Origin of the sequence: Paenibacillus glycanilyticus, from assembly GCF_030161375.1 — a bacterium.
Taxonomy (GTDB): Bacteria; Bacillota; Bacilli; order Paenibacillales; family Paenibacillaceae; genus Pristimantibacillus; species Pristimantibacillus glycanilyticus_B.
Genome location: NZ_BSSQ01000032.1, coordinates 1 through 16052 on the forward strand (window position 1 = coordinate 1; position 16052 = coordinate 16052).

Annotated in this window: 12 protein-coding genes and 1 pseudogene; 11 read left to right on the plus strand and 2 right to left on the minus strand. The window is 49.3% G+C overall.

Annotated elements, in window-relative coordinates:
• The 3 genes from QQK89_RS28795 to guaA all read left to right on the plus strand — a co-directional run.
• A partial coding sequence (locus QQK89_RS28795; RefSeq protein WP_284242206.1) for a DUF4129 domain-containing protein occupies positions 1–375 on the plus strand: 375 nt, incomplete at its 5' end.
• Positions 376–790: 415 nt separating this feature from the next.
• Complete coding sequence (locus tag QQK89_RS28800) at positions 791–1663, plus strand: polysaccharide deacetylase family protein (RefSeq protein ID WP_284242208.1); 873 nt, start codon at positions 791–793, stop codon at positions 1661–1663.
• A gap of 106 nt (positions 1664–1769) precedes the next feature.
• On the plus strand, positions 1770–3305 hold the full coding sequence (gene guaA / locus QQK89_RS28805; protein WP_284242209.1) for a glutamine-hydrolyzing GMP synthase: 1536 nt from the start codon (positions 1770–1772) through the stop codon (positions 3303–3305).
• Between the two features lie 275 nt (positions 3306–3580).
• Here the strand turns inward: guaA and QQK89_RS28810 are convergent, their stop codons facing one another.
• The gene (locus tag QQK89_RS28810) at positions 3581–4378 is read right to left on the minus strand and encodes a YkgJ family cysteine cluster protein (protein ID WP_284242210.1); all 798 of its coding nucleotides are present in this window, start codon (positions 4376–4378) and stop codon (positions 3581–3583) included.
• 193 nt (positions 4379–4571) lie between these two features.
• On the opposite strand from QQK89_RS28810, the pseudogene QQK89_RS28815 reads away from it, so the two are divergent.
• Both QQK89_RS28815 and QQK89_RS28820 read left to right on the plus strand, forming a co-directional pair.
• A pseudogene (locus tag QQK89_RS28815) lies at positions 4572–4763 on the plus strand (glutamine-hydrolyzing GMP synthase); the annotation flags it as partial.
• Positions 4764–4933: 170 nt separating this feature from the next.
• Positions 4934–5665 (plus strand): NERD domain-containing protein, encoded by a 732-nt coding sequence (locus QQK89_RS28820; protein WP_284242211.1) that lies wholly within the window; start codon positions 4934–4936, stop codon positions 5663–5665.
• A gap of 55 nt (positions 5666–5720) precedes the next feature.
• On the opposite strand, the gene QQK89_RS28825 is transcribed toward QQK89_RS28820, so the two are convergent.
• Entirely contained in the window at positions 5721–6950 is a 1230-nt protein-coding gene (locus QQK89_RS28825; protein ID WP_284242212.1) for a helix-turn-helix domain-containing protein, read from the minus strand.
• Positions 6951–7068: 118 nt separating this feature from the next.
• On the opposite strand from QQK89_RS28825, the gene QQK89_RS28830 reads away from it, so the two are divergent.
• From QQK89_RS28830 to QQK89_RS28855, 6 genes are all read left to right on the plus strand, one after another.
• Positions 7069–9363: a beta-glucosidase gene (locus tag QQK89_RS28830; protein WP_284242213.1), complete on the plus strand. Its 2295-nt coding sequence runs from the start codon at positions 7069–7071 to the stop codon at positions 9361–9363.
• Positions 9364–9517: 154 nt separating this feature from the next.
• Entirely contained in the window at positions 9518–10405 is an 888-nt protein-coding gene (locus tag QQK89_RS28835; RefSeq protein WP_284242214.1) for a sugar phosphate isomerase/epimerase family protein, read from the plus strand.
• 4 nt (positions 10406–10409) lie between these two features.
• Positions 10410–11510 (plus strand): Gfo/Idh/MocA family protein, encoded by a 1101-nt coding sequence (locus QQK89_RS28840; protein WP_284242215.1) that lies wholly within the window; start codon positions 10410–10412, stop codon positions 11508–11510.
• Between the two features lie 90 nt (positions 11511–11600).
• The gene (locus QQK89_RS28845; RefSeq protein WP_284242216.1) at positions 11601–13343 is read left to right on the plus strand and encodes a sensor histidine kinase; all 1743 of its coding nucleotides are present in this window, start codon (positions 11601–11603) and stop codon (positions 13341–13343) included.
• Between the two features lie 5 nt (positions 13344–13348).
• Positions 13349–14938: a response regulator transcription factor gene (locus QQK89_RS28850; RefSeq protein WP_284242217.1), complete on the plus strand. Its 1590-nt coding sequence runs from the start codon at positions 13349–13351 to the stop codon at positions 14936–14938.
• A 211-nt stretch (positions 14939–15149) separates the two neighbouring features.
• Complete coding sequence (locus QQK89_RS28855) at positions 15150–16046, plus strand: ABC transporter permease (RefSeq protein WP_284242226.1); 897 nt, start codon at positions 15150–15152, stop codon at positions 16044–16046.
• Positions 16047–16052: the final 6 nt, after the last annotated feature.

Genomic DNA, 16052 nt, shown 5'->3' on the forward strand with positions numbered 1-16052 from the left:
GCGCAGCGGAGGCGGCTTCGCCTCGCGCTCGCGCTGCGCCGGTACGCCGCGGCGCATGGCGCTGGCCGCGCCGCCGCCGTGCAAGAGCGGTACGCCGCGGTATCCGCCGCGGCGTGGAGCTTGCTAGGCCGCCGCATGATGGCGCGGCCGCCGCAACATACCGCGCGCGAATACGCGGACGCCGTGTCGGCGTCGATGCCCGGCGCGCGCGCCGAAGCCCTCCGGCGGTTCATCACCTGGGATGATGCCGCCAGATTCGGACAGCGGGGCGACTGGCTCGCCCCGTCTCCGGAAGAGCTTGCCGCCGCCATGCACCCGCTGCTTGGCAAGTCACGCAAAACCGCACCACCGGCTGCCGTTCAAGCCGCTGAGTAACACAAAAAGCCGGCCCCCGATATTCAACCGGGGGCCGGCTTTTTGCTTGTTACTCCCCACAAAACTCCTATTCCGCCAGTGTAGAAATATGCAGCGGGTCACATGTTTTGGCGAACTAAACGGTCTCTCACAGCTGTAGCAGGCAAAAAGCCTGCTACAGCTGTGCGAACACCAGGGGTCAGCCGCGCATGGCGCGAATAGCAGGCAAAAAGCCTGCTACAGACGTGCGAGCCCTCGGGGTCAGCCGCGCATGGCGAGAATAGCAGGCAAAAAGCCTGCTACAGCTGTGCGAGCACCGGAGTCAGCCGCGCATGGGGCGAATAGCAGGCCGCATGCATGCATACTCTCCTCGCCAGTTGCCATGCTAATAGAATGGAAAACTGCGACATGATTACGTACATAAGGGGGATTTTCCATGATCCGATTATTAGCGGCTTTCGTAATTAGTGTTCTGCTCTTTGTGACGGCGGCGGGATGTGCCAGCCATTCTGGCAATGACCGGGAGCAGGGCCAAGAGGTACAGCCGAAACCTAATGCTTATTCCGACGAGGAGGGCGTACCGATCCGCATACAGGAGGATGAGGACGACACGCCTGAGCTGGTGGACGGTGCCGAGAAGGCGGTCCGCAAGGAAGAGCCGCTTACGCTGGCGGAGCTTCGCGAGAAATACAAAAGTACTTTTTTGCTGCAGGGAAGCTCGAAAGAGAAACGCGTGGCGCTGACGTTTGACGATGGTCCGGACGAGACGTTTACTCCGCTGGTGCTGGATGAATTGAAAAAAGCCGGCGTCAAAGCGACTTTTTTCGTAGTGGGGAACCGGATTGAAGCGAACCCTGATATTTTTCAGCGAATGGTTAGCGAAGGGCATGCCGTCGGCAATCATTCCTACAGCCATCCGAATTATTTGAAGTTGTCCGATGAGAAATTCAGGGAGGAAATCGACCGGACAGACAAGCTGATCAAGAGGTATATCGGTCACCGGCCGTCTCTCGTGAGACCGCCTTATGGCGGCGTGACCGAAGATCAGATTAATTGGCTGGCCAGCATGGAGAAAAAAATCATCAACTGGAACGTGGATTCCCTCGACTGGAAAGGGCTTAGCGCCGATGAGGTGTACGCCAATATTATGGACGCCACTAAGAATGGTAGCATTATTTTGCAGCATTCTGCCGGCGGCGAAGGCGAGGATCTGACCGGGACCGTAGAGGCGCTTGGAAGGGTAATCGCCGAATTAAAAGAAAAAGATATGGGGTTCGTGACCGTACCGGATCTCATTCATTTGCAATAATGCCACGGAAATGTCGATATAAATCGGATTTTGCCCGGTCCCCCTACCTTGACTCGTCCGAAGGGCTATAGATATAATTACTACATTAATTGAGGGAGGCTCGGTAATGAACAAGAATGAAATCATCATTGTTCTCGACTTCGGGGGACAATACAATCAGCTGATCGCACGCCGCATCCGCGATTTGGGCGTTTACAGCGAACTGCTGCCATTTAATACGTCGGTGGAACGGATCCGTGAATTGCAGCCGAAAGGCATCGTATTCTCGGGAGGACCGGCAAGCGTATATGAAGAAAAATCCCCACTGGTAGATCCTGCGATCTACGATCTGGGTATTCCGATCTTTGGTATCTGCTACGGCATGCAAATGATGTCGCATCAGCTCGAAGGCAAGGTTGAGCGCGCGGGCAAACGCGAGTACGGTAAAGCAGAAGTAGACTTCGCTGCAGGCAGCCACCTGGCAGAAGGTCTGGAAGCGCGTCAAACGGTATGGATGAGCCATAGCGATCTTGTTGTCGAGCCGCCTGTGGGCTTCCGCGTCGACGCAAGCACCGAGCATGCTCCAATCGCTGCTATGAGTAATCCTGACCGCAAATTCTTCGCGGTACAATTCCATCCAGAGGTTCGTCACTCCGTGTATGGCAACGAAATGATTCGCAACTTCCTGTACAACATCTGCGGCTGCGAAGGCAACTGGACGATGGAATCGTGGATCGAAGATACAATTACTGATATCCGTAACCAAGTTGGCGATAAAAAAGTGCTGTGCGGTCTGTCCGGCGGCGTAGATTCCTCTGTTGTTGCGATGCTGATTCACAAAGCGATCGGCGATCAATTGACATGTATGTTCATCGATCACGGTATGCTGCGTAAGGACGAGGCTGAGAGCGTAATGGAGACGTTCGTTGGCAAGTTCGATATGAAAGTTGTGAAGATCGACGCAAGCGAACGTTTCCTTGGCAAGCTGAAAGGTGTTACCGACCCTGAGCAAAAGCGTAAAATTATCGGCAACGAGTTCATCTACGTATTCGACGAAGAGTCGGCTAAGCTTGGAGAATTCGCTTTCCTCGCACAAGGCACGCTGTACACGGATATCGTCGAGAGCGGTACCGCTACGGCGCAAACGATCAAATCGCATCACAACGTTGGCGGACTGCCTGAAGACATGAAGTTCCAGCTCGTTGAGCCTTTGAAGACGTTGTTCAAGGACGAGGTTCGTAAAGTAGGCGCGGAATGCGGTCTTCCGGACGAGATCGTTCACCGTCAACCATTCCCGGGTCCGGGTCTTGCGATCCGCGTACTTGGCGAGGTAACAGAAGACAAGCTTCACATCGTTCGCGAATCCGATGCGATTCTTCGCGACGAGATTGCCAAAGCCGGTCTCGACCGCGAGATCTGGCAATACTTCACGGCTCTGCCTGGCATGAAGTCCGTTGGCGTTATGGGCGACGCTCGTACGTACTCGTACACAGTAGGTATTCGCGCGGTAACTTCCATCGACGGTATGACAGCGGACTGGGCTCGTATCCCTTGGGATGTGCTCGAGAAAATCTCCGTTCGTATCGTTAACGAAGTGGACAACGTTAACCGTATCGTTTACGACGTAACGTCCAAGCCACCAGCTACTATTGAGTGGGAATAGGACGGAAAGTTTCGATGCTGTCAGTCGCTCGGAAGCCTTGATGCATTAGGGTTTCCAGCACTGAATGCTTTTGAAATCCTACGTACACCTGCAAAAAATTACTCTCTTTTATTTGCGTTGTTTAGCAAATAGAAGGGAGTTTTTTTATGACAAAAATCAATAAACTGATTGACGATTTTTTCGTTGGGACAGTTTCATGGAGAAGGAATAAGGGATTGTAATCATATTAAAACTAAAGATGCCCTTTCCAATATGAAAAGAGCATCGATGCTAATCTATCTCAAACCAAGCATACGCGCTACTTGTTGACGTTTAGCCGCGTCTGCAGAAATATTGAAGTCTCTTCCTTCATTCGGAATTTGTACTTTCCCAGTGAGCTTATATGGTTCAAGAAATAGTTTTAACCAGTAGATAATAGGATATTGCCTACCTTGGAACAGTTGGTCTCCAATTTCGATTTTATCCCATGAACTCGCTTTGTCATGAATTTGAACAGCATTATAAGTGATTTTTGCATTTTCTAAATTGCTTGGAATTTTATTGCAAACAATATATTCAGTAAGGATAGAGTGCGTAGTACCATGAGTTCTGCAAATTAGTGGTCTAGCATTGTACACAGAGCATTTCCCTGTTTGTGTATCTAGCATTGGACATGGGATGCCGTAGGTTTCACTCATTATTTCATATTGTTTTTTAAGAACAGAGGTATTCAAAGTTGAACTAGCCTCAAGGTTGCTATACACCTCTGGATAATCTTGTTTCAGTAAATTTAATTGTCTAAACGTTTCATTGAATAATTTTTCAATCTGTTCTTTAGTCCATGTTTTGATTTCTCTTGCTATAATCTTAAATTCGATCTCTGTAATAGTAAAATTGTGATAACAGCATGAGTCACACCCTTCATGACAGGGCGGTCTCTGTACGTTAGGTTGGGTATAATGTTGATTAATCTGTTCTTCAAGTTCACTATATAATAGTAGGACTTCCCCAGCTCTACTATTTGGGGCAATATCAGGATGACATTTCTTTTGTTTAGTCCCACTTCCACAAATACAGGGTTCATTTCTTGACATATATACTTGTCCTCCCTTGATAAAAAATACTATTATATTTTATTAACGGTATTTTTTACTGTAATTATTAGTATAAAAGTAGAAAAAATGTTAATTGGTTTTCTCCCTTATCTGAGTTGGGATAGAACGTTATAAAGCTACTATTGATATACTAAACAATGTGGTTAACTGAAGCGTTTTTAACAGTAAAGCTCGTACGTATTTGTACACAGTCGGTATCCGCCGCGCTGTAACTTCCATCGACGGCATGACAGCTGACTGGGCACGTATCCCATGGGATGTGCTTGAGAAAATCTCCGTTCGTATCGTCAACGAAGTCGACAACGTTAACCGTATCGTTTATGACGTAACGTCCAAGCCACCAGCTACTATCGAGTGGGAATAGGTTAATTTGTTTTTACACCTTCAATAGCTCAAAGTCCGCTTTCATGTGAGACATTTGAGTGTATAAAATACTCTCTTTTATTTGCTTTGTTTAGCAAATGGAAGGGAGTATTTTTTATGGGATGAAATAGTGGTATTATTTTACTATTAATCCAGTGAGGAGTAGTCTAAATGATCTATATTCTATTAGCTATAATGTTCGTCATACTTTTTGTTCTTAAATCGCCAACGATAAAAGGCAAGATAGGGGAGAAGTCAGTTGTTAACAAACTTGGAAGACTGGACAATGACAAATATATTATCTTGAACGACGTGACCATTCCTAAAGCTTCAGGCGGCACTACTCAAATTGATCACATAGTCGTCTCGATATATGGCATCTTCGTTATTGAGACTAAAAATTATCGAGGTTGGATCACTGGCAATGAACATGATGAGTACTGGCGCCAGACCATTTATAAACGGAAAGAAAGGCTATACAATCCAATTAGGCAAAACTTTGGGCATGTTAAGGCTCTTGAAGCTCTATTGGACGATTATGCGGATTTGAAATTTATTCCTATTGTTAGTTTCAGTTCGAGGGCGGATTTAAAAGTAAAGGTTACATCAGAAGTTATTTACTCAACACAGCTATTAAAGACGATTCGTCAGAATCAGAATATAGTTATGGGCATAGAAGATGTTAAACGGATCGTAGGTAAAATCTCATCTGCTAACCTAACGAATAGAAGCACAAAGAGGGAGCATGTTAGGGATATTAAGAAAGCAGAGACTGTGAAAAAAAATAAGATTTCTAATGGAGAATGTCCGAAATGCGGTAATCATCTTGTCGATAGAAATGGAAAGTACGGCAAGTTTAAAGGCTGTAGCAATTATCCCAAATGCAGATTCATTGCTAATTAGGCAGAAGGGGCGGACTCAAAAAGCCAATAGGTTTTCGAGTCCGCCCCTTCTTTCATTACAAACTCCCCCGATAAAACTTCGGCGTGACGCCCGCATGCTTCTTAAACACTTTAATGAAATGGGCCTGATCATAAAAGCCTAGCCGCGACCCGATCGAGGATATCGTATCGCCGGTCATTTGAAGCAGCTTTTTGGCCTCCTCGATCCGTTGTTTTTGCATATATCCCGTTAGCGTCTGACCCGTCTCTTTCTTGAACAGATGCATGAGGTAGCCGCTGTTAAGCCCGCATAGCTCAGCCAACTGGTCTACCGTAATCTCCTCGTAGAGATGGGCGTAGATGTATTCCCTGCATACCTTCACCGGTTTGGATAACGCATGGTTCCGGCTTTGTCCGACCCTCTCCGCAAAGTCCAGCAAGGCGCTTGCCATAGCAGCCTCCACGGATTGGACGTCATGAAGCTCTTCGATTTGTTGAATATACAAGTCGCTTAGCATGTAAGCCTGTTCCTCGAATAGTCCCCCGTCGATGGCTGCCCGCATGCCGAGCGCAATGCCGCAAATCGCCAGGTTCTTAATGTTGCGGACCTGACTTCGCTTGGCCAACACGCCAGCCCCGTCCATAGGCATCTCCGCTAGTCTCATCATTAACCCAGCCGTATCGCCTATTTGAATCAACTGAAACAGCTTTCTCTCCTCTTGAATGCTCGGATGAAAGATCAAAGACTCCCGGTGGGCGGAAATGCTCAGCTCGACTTCCTTCTTGAACGCTTTTGGCTGCGCGTAATTTAAGCCATGCTGGAGTACGTCCGTCAATTCCAGCGACTCTTGATTCACAAGCAGGTTTGCCATGACGCAAATATGAAGCAGCCGCATTCGGTTCACTCTAGGCAAGCTTTCATAGTAGGCGGACCAGGCTTTCTTCTCCCGGTAAGAGATATGGTAATCGTGTAACTGCTTGTCCATCAGCTCTTCGGACGGCAGCTCTTGAATGGAAGGCCCGATGACAATAAAGGCTTGATCTGCATCGTTATGCTTCACGGGCATAATGATGAATTGCTCCCCGAAGTTTGTCGTGCGAATCATGGGATAAGCCGCCTTCGAGCTGAACAGAGATTGAACCAACTCTTCGAGAGAGGGGAACAGCGGACTTAAAGGGATGCCGGCTACAGCAGTGGCGTCAACGGAAGGCTGATTGTTCTGGGCATAAAAAACAGGAAGCTGGCAGCTCTCTTGGATCAGCTTGCAAACTAAAGAAAGATCGCGCGAATAAATGGCTGTTTCCATGTTGATACCCACCTCAGAACCGTACAATTTTTCTGACTATTATACCATAAAAGTAAGCGCATTCATGCGAAAATGTAGTCATGAATGACTAAGATAGCGTAAATAAGGGGGATCTCAAGTGAAGCGTGATATTCAGGCAATACTTGCCGAAATGACATTGGAAGAAAAAGCAGGCATGTGCTCGGGGCTCGATTTCTGGCGCCTTAAAGGCGTGGAACGGCTAGGCATCCCGAGCATTATGGTGACCGACGGTCCGCATGGCCTGCGCAAGCAGCAAGGCGGAACCGATCATCTGGGCATATTCGAAAGCGTGCCCGCTACCTGTTTCCCTTCCGCCGCCGGAATGGCAAGCTCTTGGGACCGCGAGCTGATTGGCCGCGTCGGCATAGCGCTTGGCGAAGAATGTCAGGCGGAGGATATCGCCGTTTTGCTTGGTCCTGGCGCGAATATTAAACGCTCGCCGCTTTGCGGACGCAATTTCGAATATTTCTCCGAAGATCCGTACCTTTCCTCCGAGATTGCGGCCAGCCACATTAACGGCGTTCAAAGCCAAGGCGTTGGCACTTCGCTGAAGCATTTCGCCGTGAACAATCAGGAGCATCGCCGGATGGGCGTAGATGCGGTTGTTGATGAACGCACGTTGCGCGAAATTTATTTGGCAAGCTTTGAAGGCGCCGTACGCCAGGCTCAGCCTTGGACGGTCATGAGCGCTTATAACAAGGTGAACGGAACGTACGCTTCCGAGAATGCCTACTTGCTTACCGATATTCTGAAGGAAGAATGGGGCCATGAAGGCCTTGTCGTGACGGATTGGGGAGCGAACAATAACCGGGTAGACGGACTCGCTGCCGGGCAAGAACTGGAGATGCCTTCAAGCGGCGGCGTTAACGACCGTAAGATTGTGGAAGCCGTCCACAGTGGCCGGTTGTCCGTAGAGGTGTTGGACCGTGCGGTTGAACGGTTATTGGAGCTGATCTTTAGAAGCGTGGACAACAAGAAGCCGGAGGCCCATTATGACCGGGAAGCCCATCATGCTCTGGCCCGCAAGGTTGCAGGCGAAACGATGGTGCTGCTCAAAAATGATAACAATTTGCTTCCGCTTGGGGCTAATAAGAAGCTCGCCGTCATTGGCGCCTTTGCCCAAAAGCCGAGATACCAAGGCGGCGGAAGCTCGCATATTAAACCGACGCAAATCGATGTGCCGCTTGAGGAGATTAATAGGCTCGCAGGCGATGCAGCCGCCGTCGCGCATGCGCAAGGTTATCATGCGGATCGCGACGATACCGACGACAGCTTGCTGGAACAAGCGGTCGAAGCGGCTAAAGGCGCCGATGCCGCTATTATTTTTGCGGGATTGCCGGATCGTTACGAATCCGAAGGTTACGACCGCAAGCATCTGAAGATGCCCGCGAATCAGAATCGGCTTATTGAGGCGATTGCCGGCGTGCAGAGCAACGTCGTAGTTATTTTGCTAAACGGCTCCCCGGTCGAAATGCCTTGGATTGGGCAAGTAGATTCGGTGCTTGAAGCTTATTTGGGAGGCCAAGCCGTTGGAGGCGCGATTGCGGATGTGTTGTTTGGCACCGTTAATCCAAGCGGCAAGCTGGCGGAGACGTTCCCGGTTAAGCTTAGCGATAACCCTTCGTTTTTGTTTTTCCCTGGCGAAGGTAACCGCGTGGAATACCGCGAGGGGATCTTTGTTGGATACCGTTATTACGACACGAAGCAGGTAAAGCCGCTGTTCCCGTTTGGACACGGGCTAAGCTATACGACATTTGTTTACTCCGACCTGAAGCTGAGCAGCGCAGAAATGCTCGATACGGATACGCTCCACGTGCAAGTAACGGTGCAGAACACGGGCGATCGCGCGGGAAAAGAAATCGTGCAGCTGTATGTGCGCGATAAGGAGAGCAGCGTAAGCCGTCCCGATAAAGAGCTGAAAGGATTCGCCAAGGTAGACTTGCAGCCCGGCGAGAAGAAGACGGTAACGCTGCAACTGAACAAACGCTCCTTCGCCTATTACAACGTGCAAATCAAAGATTGGCATGTGGAATCCGGCGAATATGAGATCGTAATCGCCCGTTCCTCCGAAGATACGGTGCTTAGCGATTCGCTGCGCATTCAATCTACCGTTAAGGTAAAAACGGCAGTCGACCGCACGACGCTGCTTGCCGATCTGATGAGCGATCCGGACAGAGCGCCGGTTGTACAGGGGCTTATCCAAAGCTTCCAGTCGGGTATGGGCGTTCCGATGGACAGCGATTCGATGAAAGAAGCGCTTGGCGAAGGCATGGGCGAGATGATCGCCGAAATGATGAAATACATGCCGCTGCGGTCGATCGTTTCTTTTAGCCAAGGCGCCTTTACGGACGAAATGCTGGACGGTCTTCTTGCGCAGCTGAATCAGCTATAATCCCGCGATGTGCGGAAATTCAAAAGGATCATGACGGTTAGGTGAAAGAGAGAACGGCGAATGTCCGTTAAGATACAGAAGAAGGCAGTTATTGATGGAATTCAAGCGAACGCTTACGAAGTTTCACAATTCTTTTAAGGAGGCAAACAAGACAATGACGATCAAAGCGGGCATTAATATTTTTTCGGTGTACAGGGAGTTAGGCGAGGATTACTTCGGCACGTTGCGGAAGGTTGCGGAAGCAGGCTACGAGAATATCGAGTTGATCGGTTTCAACATGAAGTCTTTCACGCGTTATGTGGACGAGATTTCAATGGAATCGCTTCGGGACAAATGCCGGGAGTATGGCCTTAATCCCATTGCGGTTCATGAAGGCGCCAAACCCGGCGAAGATTTATTGTCCAATGATTGGGACGGCTTGATCCGGTATTACGGCGGGATCGGCTGCGAACGGATTGTCCTGCCTTCCGTCTGGATTTCCAACCGCGAGAACACGTTAAGAGCCGCGGAGCAAATGAACCAAATCGGCCGGAAAATGAAGGACAATGGTCTTCAATTTTATTTGCACAACCATGCTCATGAATTCAAATCGATTGGCGATGAAACGTTGTTTGACCTTTTGCTGCACAACACCGATCCTTCCTATTTGAAATTTGAGGTTGACCTGGCGTGGGTGATCCGCGCGGGACTTGATCCCGTTGCCGTGCTCCGCAAGCTCGGAGACCGCTGCGATATCATTCACCAGAAGGACTTGGCTGCCGAACTTAAAGGTCCGATCAATATATTGGAAGCTGCCGAGCTGGAAGGCGACGATATGAGCAATCCATTCGAAGCTTACCAGAAGTATGTTGGCCCTGGAGATTTTGTTGATCTTGGCACTGGCCAATTCGATTTCGCCGGCGTATACGAGCAGATCCGTTCCATGGGACATGTGCGTTATGCGTTGGTAGAGAATGAGGGAGAGTCGGCCGACAAATTCGCCAGCATCCGTCAAGATTTAGCGCAAATTCAATCCTTCATCGTAGCCGGACAGGAGGTATAGGGACATGACAAGCCATAAATTAAGAATCGGTATTATCGGCTGCGGCGGTATCGCTGTCCAAAAACATATGCCTTCCTTAGCCAAGCTGCCGCATTTGGGTGAAATGGTTGCGTTTTGCGATATTGTGGAGGAGCGTGCCCGGAAAGCGGCCAACGATTTTGGCGGAGAGAACGCCAAAGTCTATACCGACTACAAGGAACTGCTGAAGGACGATTCCATCGACGTTGTTCACGTGCTTACGCCAAACCTGCAGCATTCGTTCATCAGCGTGGATGCTCTCGAAGCGGGCAAACATGTCATGTGCGAGAAGCCGATGGCGATTAATTCCGCGGAAGCGCGGAAAATGGTCGATGCCGCGAAGCGAACCGGCAAGAAGCTGACCATTGGCTACCAGAACCGGTTCCGCAACGATTCGCAAGCTCTCTATAACGCTTGCCGGGCAGGCGAGCTGGGCGATATCTACATGACGAAAGCCCATGCCGTACGCCGGCGCGGAGTTCCGACATGGGGCGTATTCCTCGATAAGGAGCAGCAAGGCGGCGGTCCGTTGATCGATTTGGGCACGCATGCGCTGGACTTGGCGTTATGGTTCATGGACAACTATAAGCCCGTATCGGTGTCCGGTTCCGTGTTCCATAAGATGGCGGACAAATACGAGGGCAATATGTTGGGGCCTTGGAACCCCGAGAGTTACGAGGTAGAGGATTCCGCTTTCGGATTTATTAAGATGGAGAATGGCGCTACGATCTTCCTGGAGTCGGCTTGGGTATTAAATACGCTGGATTCAAGAGAAGCGATGACTACGCTTTGCGGTACGGAAGGCGGAGCGGAAATGAGATCCAGCTCGGTTATGGGCAAGAACGACGTGATCTTCAACAGCGTGAAGCATGGGCAGCTAGTGGAAACAAAGCCGTCCGTCAGCGGAGGAATCGCGTACTTCGGTCCAGGTGCCGAAGAAGATGGCGTGAAGGAAGCCAGACAATGGCTGGAATGCATTCTGAATGACACGGAGCCGCTTGTGAAGCCCGAACAAGCTTTTGTCGTAACGCAAATATTAGAAGCGATTTATCAATCCGCCGAAACAGGAAAAGTCGTAGAACTCTAAACAACCTCCCGTTTCTGGAACCTTCCATTATACGGGAAGGTTCCTTTTTCTTTTTTGAGACTAACCATCGTATAAGGGGATTGATGCCGCTTGTCCTTTAACCGAACCGCGTTTAATTCGCTTCACCTTAAGCTTATAGCCGGAATCGTCCTCATTATAGCTCCGATGGTTTCCTTTCTGATCTATAACAATTTCTATTCGATGGAGGTGGTCCGCAATCAGGTTGCGCAATCGAACAGCAATATGCTCAATCTGTACATGGGGATCATCGACAATAAGCTAAGCGATATTGACCAGTACCTGCTTAAATTCGCCGCTGAGGAGACCGGGTTAATTGCACTCGAGAGATCCTCGGAGTCGGATATCGATGCGTATAACCTGGAACGGATCTGGCTGTTCAGCAAGTTAAGAGACAATACGATTTATTATAACGGGCTTGATTATTTCTTCGTATATTCGCCCGCTAACGACGATTTGCTGTTCGCGCCCAAGGTTGCGGGATCTGCCGATTCGGATAACGAACCGATCCAAAAGGCAATTGCGGGGCTCGTGCGCGATACCGCAAATTCGGCCAATGCAAACCTCTCTTACGACCGGTGGGCGGTTCTTCCCATGCAGCAGGATTATCTCGTTCATATCGTAAAGTCGGGCGGCTTGTACATAGGGGCAGGCGTGAATGCGAACGAGGTGATGGGACCGCTTGATCTTCTGGATCTTGGCGCAGAGGGCAGAGCGCTGCTGGTGGACGGTGCTCATGCGCCCGTACAGGACAAAGCTTTCATTAACGAGCACAAGATTGATTTGACGTTTCCGTCGGATACCTATCGTCTGACAGGGGACAAGCAGCAATATCTGGTCATCGGGAAGGATTCAAGCGTCGGAGAATTTGGACTTGCGGCCGTCGTACCCGACCATTCGATTCTGGAGAGGCTCCCATATTTGCAGCGGATTATCCTGTTTATGGCGATAGGCTCCATTCTGATTCTGCTGGCCGCTTTCTACTTTCTGAGAAGAGTGGTGCTGCTTCCGATCCGCCGAATCGTATCGGCTATGCGCAAGATCAAAGAAGGATATTTGGAAGCCAGAATACCCGACAGGCCAACCTCCAATGAATTCGAGCTGATGAACCAGACCTTTAACAGCATGGTTAGCGAGCTCCAGCAATTAAAAATTCATGTCTACGAGGAACAGCTTAACAGTCAACGGGCGGAGCTTAAGCAGCTGCAACTGCAAATTAACCCGCATTTTTTCCTGAACAGCTTGAACGTTGTCTACTATATGGCGCAGGAGAAAAACTACGATTTGATCCAGGAGCTTTCCCTGTCGCTCATTCGTTACTTCCGTCTCATGTTCCGCAGCCAAACGGATTATGCGCTCTTGAAGGACGAGCTCAGTCTTACCGAAAACTACTTGAAGATTCAGGGCTTCCGGTTCCCGGGCAACTTGTCGTATACGGTTACCGCCGAGAAGGAGCTAATGGATTGCGTCATTCCTCCTCTAATTATCCAAAGCTTTGCCGAGAACACCATCAAGCATGCGGTAAATACGGATGACCCCACTCATATTGACATCTCATTATGGACGACCGGACAACCGGAAGCGGCAAAGCTGCACATCCGGATACGGGATACGGGCAGTGGCTTCTCCGAGGAAATCTTAAGCATGCTTAATGAGGGAATGAATCTGACGAATGAAGGCGGAGAACATATCGGAATTTGGAACGTTCGGCGCAGATTGCGTCTTCTGTACCGTGCGGAGGCGGCAATTGCGTTCTCGAATGACCGGGGAGCCGTTATCGATATGATTCTGCCTTTATTAAGAGAAGCGGGGTAAGAGCTATGTATCGATTATTGATAGTAGACGATGAGGCGATTATTGCAAACGGCATAAAGGCAAGCATGAACTGGAAATGCGTGTTTGTTACTTCCGTATCCATTGCGCACAATGCTAGGCAGGCGAAGGAAAAGTTCATGGAGCAGCCGTTTGATATTATGATTTGCGACATAGAGATGCCGCAAGGCAGCGGGCTGGAGCTCTTTGAATGGGTGAAGGCGCATTATCCTCATACAGAGTGTATTTTTATAACCTGCCATGCCGATTTTGCTTACGCCAAGAAAGCGTTGCAGCTAGGGAGCTTTGAATATTTGTTAAAGCCCGTTCCGCATGATGAACTGGAGCTTGTCATGACCAAGCTGATTAAGAAGATCAGAGAAGAGCGGGAAGCGGCCGGAAGAGAGACGGAACGGTTCTGGCAGGATGTGCTGAATCAAGCGATTCCTTCCCGTTTGGATAGCATGATGGAGGTGATCGACAAGAAGAGGCTGCCCTACGTCCGTTCCATGGAATTTATTCCGGTTGTCATAAGTATCTCGCATTGGGACAAGTCGCTGTCCGTTCGCGATGAGCAGCTGATGGAATATGCGCTACGCAATGCGCTGGAAGAGATTGTTGTTCGGGGGACGTTTAATGCTCAGATTGTTCGAATTAATTCTGAATATCTTATGGTCGTTTTTGTAAGGGATAAGGTGTTTAGTTTAGAAGAGGAAGGATACTTCTGGAAAGAAGTTATTAGCCGCTGCAATACTTTCATTGGAGGCTGCAATCAGTATTTAGGCTGTCACTTAGTCTGCTATTTCGGGAAACAGGTACCGGCGCATGAAATGCGAAAGATGGTAGAAGAATTGATGACGTTCGTCAAAAATCAGGTCAATATCGTTGACCGTGTAATATGCTATGACGCGAATTTGAGGGGCGAAGGTCAAATCCCGCTGACTCCCCTCCATATTTGGTCGGAGCTTATCAAGCAAGGGAATATGAGGCAGGTCATCAATGAATCGCACCAGTTTCTCGATTCCTGGAAGCAAATCGATAACTTGGGGGTAAGAGGACTTCAACGGTTTTATCAAAACTTCCTCCAGATGATGCTGTATACGCTGCAGCAGCATGGGCTTCGCGCGGATGAAATTTTCTCGGATCATTTGGCGCCTGCCAAGGTATTAGCCGCTACCCGCAGCGTGAAAGATTTGCAGGATTGGGTAAAGGGGATGCTGGAGGCGGCGATCGTACATATGCAGAAGCTCGATTCCAACGAATCGGTTATTGAGAAGATCAAACGATATATCGCCCTAAATCTCGATCAGGAGCTATCCAGGCAATATATCGCGGATTATGTAGGGTTAAGCCCGGATTATATTGTAAAGCTGTTCAAGAAAGAGACGGGTCTGTCGGTATCCGACTATATTTTGACGGAGCGAATCAAGCTTGCCAAAGAGCTGCTGGCAAGGACGGATACAACGGTCAGCAATGTTGCGCTTGCGGTAGGGTTCTGCAATTTCTCCTATTTCTCCACGATCTTCAAGAAGGAAGTTGCGATGACGCCCCAGGAGTACCGGAGAGCGGAGCAGCCGGGGATGAAGCTGTGCAAATAGACGGGACGCATGTCGGAAACTCGAAAACGGGATGACGGATTCTTGGAAGCCCGGATGATCAGGCATAAGCTACTATAAAGCTATGAAGAACAAGTCATCCCAAAAAGAGGTGGTCAAGTCCGTGAATGCCAATACCCAAGTTGCTGCCATGGAAGAGCAGGTCTCGAAGCGGACACAGAAGCGTTCGGCGATCGCTTTGAAGCTGAAGAAGATGATGAAATACCGGGCTCTTATTCTGATGGCGCTGCCCGGCCTGCTGTACCTGCTTATTAATAACTATTTGCCGATGTTTGGCATCGTGATCGCCTTTAAGGACGTCAACTTTGCAAAAGGAATATTGGGAAGCGATTGGATCGGCTTCAAAAACTTCGAATACCTGTTCAAGACGAAAGACGCCTATATCATTACGAGAAATACCTTACTGTACAACATTGTCTTTATCGTGCTGAATACGGTCATTGCCCTTGCGCTCGCCATTATGCTCAACGAAATCCGTAAGCGCTTTCTATCAAGAACGTATCAGACGCTGATCTTGCTTCCGTATTTGATTTCGATGGTTATTGTCGGTTATTTGGTGCTTGGGTTCCTGGACGTGGAGAACGGCTTCATGAACAAAACGCTGCTTCCCATGCTTGGTCTCGAGCCAATCTCCTGGTACACCGAAACGAAATATTGGCCATGGATTCTGACAATCGTTAACGTCTGGAAAGGCGTAGGCAATTTGTGCATCATCTACCTGGCGGCCATCATCGGCATCGACAATGAGTATTACGAAGCGGCTACGATTGACGGCGCAAACCGCTGGCAGCAGGTTGTGAGAATTACGCTCCCGCTTGTGGCTCCGGTCATTACGATTATGTCGCTGCTCGCCATCGGGCGAATCTTCTATTCCGACTTCGGCTTGTTCTATCAGGTTCCGCTTAATACAGGCGCGCTTATGCCGGTAACGAACACGATCGATACGTATGTATACCGCGCTTTGATCAACCTCGGCGATATCGGGATGTCCTCGGCAGCCGGTCTCTACCAGGCGCTTGTTGGTTTTATTCTCGTCATGGTTTCCAATGCGGTCGTACGCAAATTCAACAAGGACAATGCTTTGTTCTAGAAAGGG

Coding starts and splice junctions, on each gene's coding strand:
- QQK89_RS28800 (WP_284242208.1), top strand. CDS start 791: ATGATCCGATTATTAGCGGCTTTCGTAATTAGTGTTCTGCTCTTTGTG.
- QQK89_RS28820 (WP_284242211.1), top strand. CDS start 4,934: ATGATCTATATTCTATTAGCTATAATGTTCGTCATACTTTTTGTTCTT.
- QQK89_RS28840 (WP_284242215.1), top strand. CDS start 10,410: ATGACAAGCCATAAATTAAGAATCGGTATTATCGGCTGCGGCGGTATC.
- QQK89_RS28825 (WP_284242212.1), bottom strand. CDS start 6,950: ATGGAAACAGCCATTTATTCGCGCGATCTTTCTTTAGTTTGCAAGCTG.
- QQK89_RS28850 (WP_284242217.1), top strand. CDS start 13,349: ATGTATCGATTATTGATAGTAGACGATGAGGCGATTATTGCAAACGGC.
- QQK89_RS28835 (WP_284242214.1), top strand. CDS start 9,518: ATGACGATCAAAGCGGGCATTAATATTTTTTCGGTGTACAGGGAGTTA.
- QQK89_RS28810 (WP_284242210.1), bottom strand. CDS start 4,378: ATGTCAAGAAATGAACCCTGTATTTGTGGAAGTGGGACTAAACAAAAG.
- QQK89_RS28855 (WP_284242226.1), top strand. CDS start 15,150: ATGATGAAATACCGGGCTCTTATTCTGATGGCGCTGCCCGGCCTGCTG.
- guaA (WP_284242209.1), top strand. CDS start 1,770: ATGAACAAGAATGAAATCATCATTGTTCTCGACTTCGGGGGACAATAC.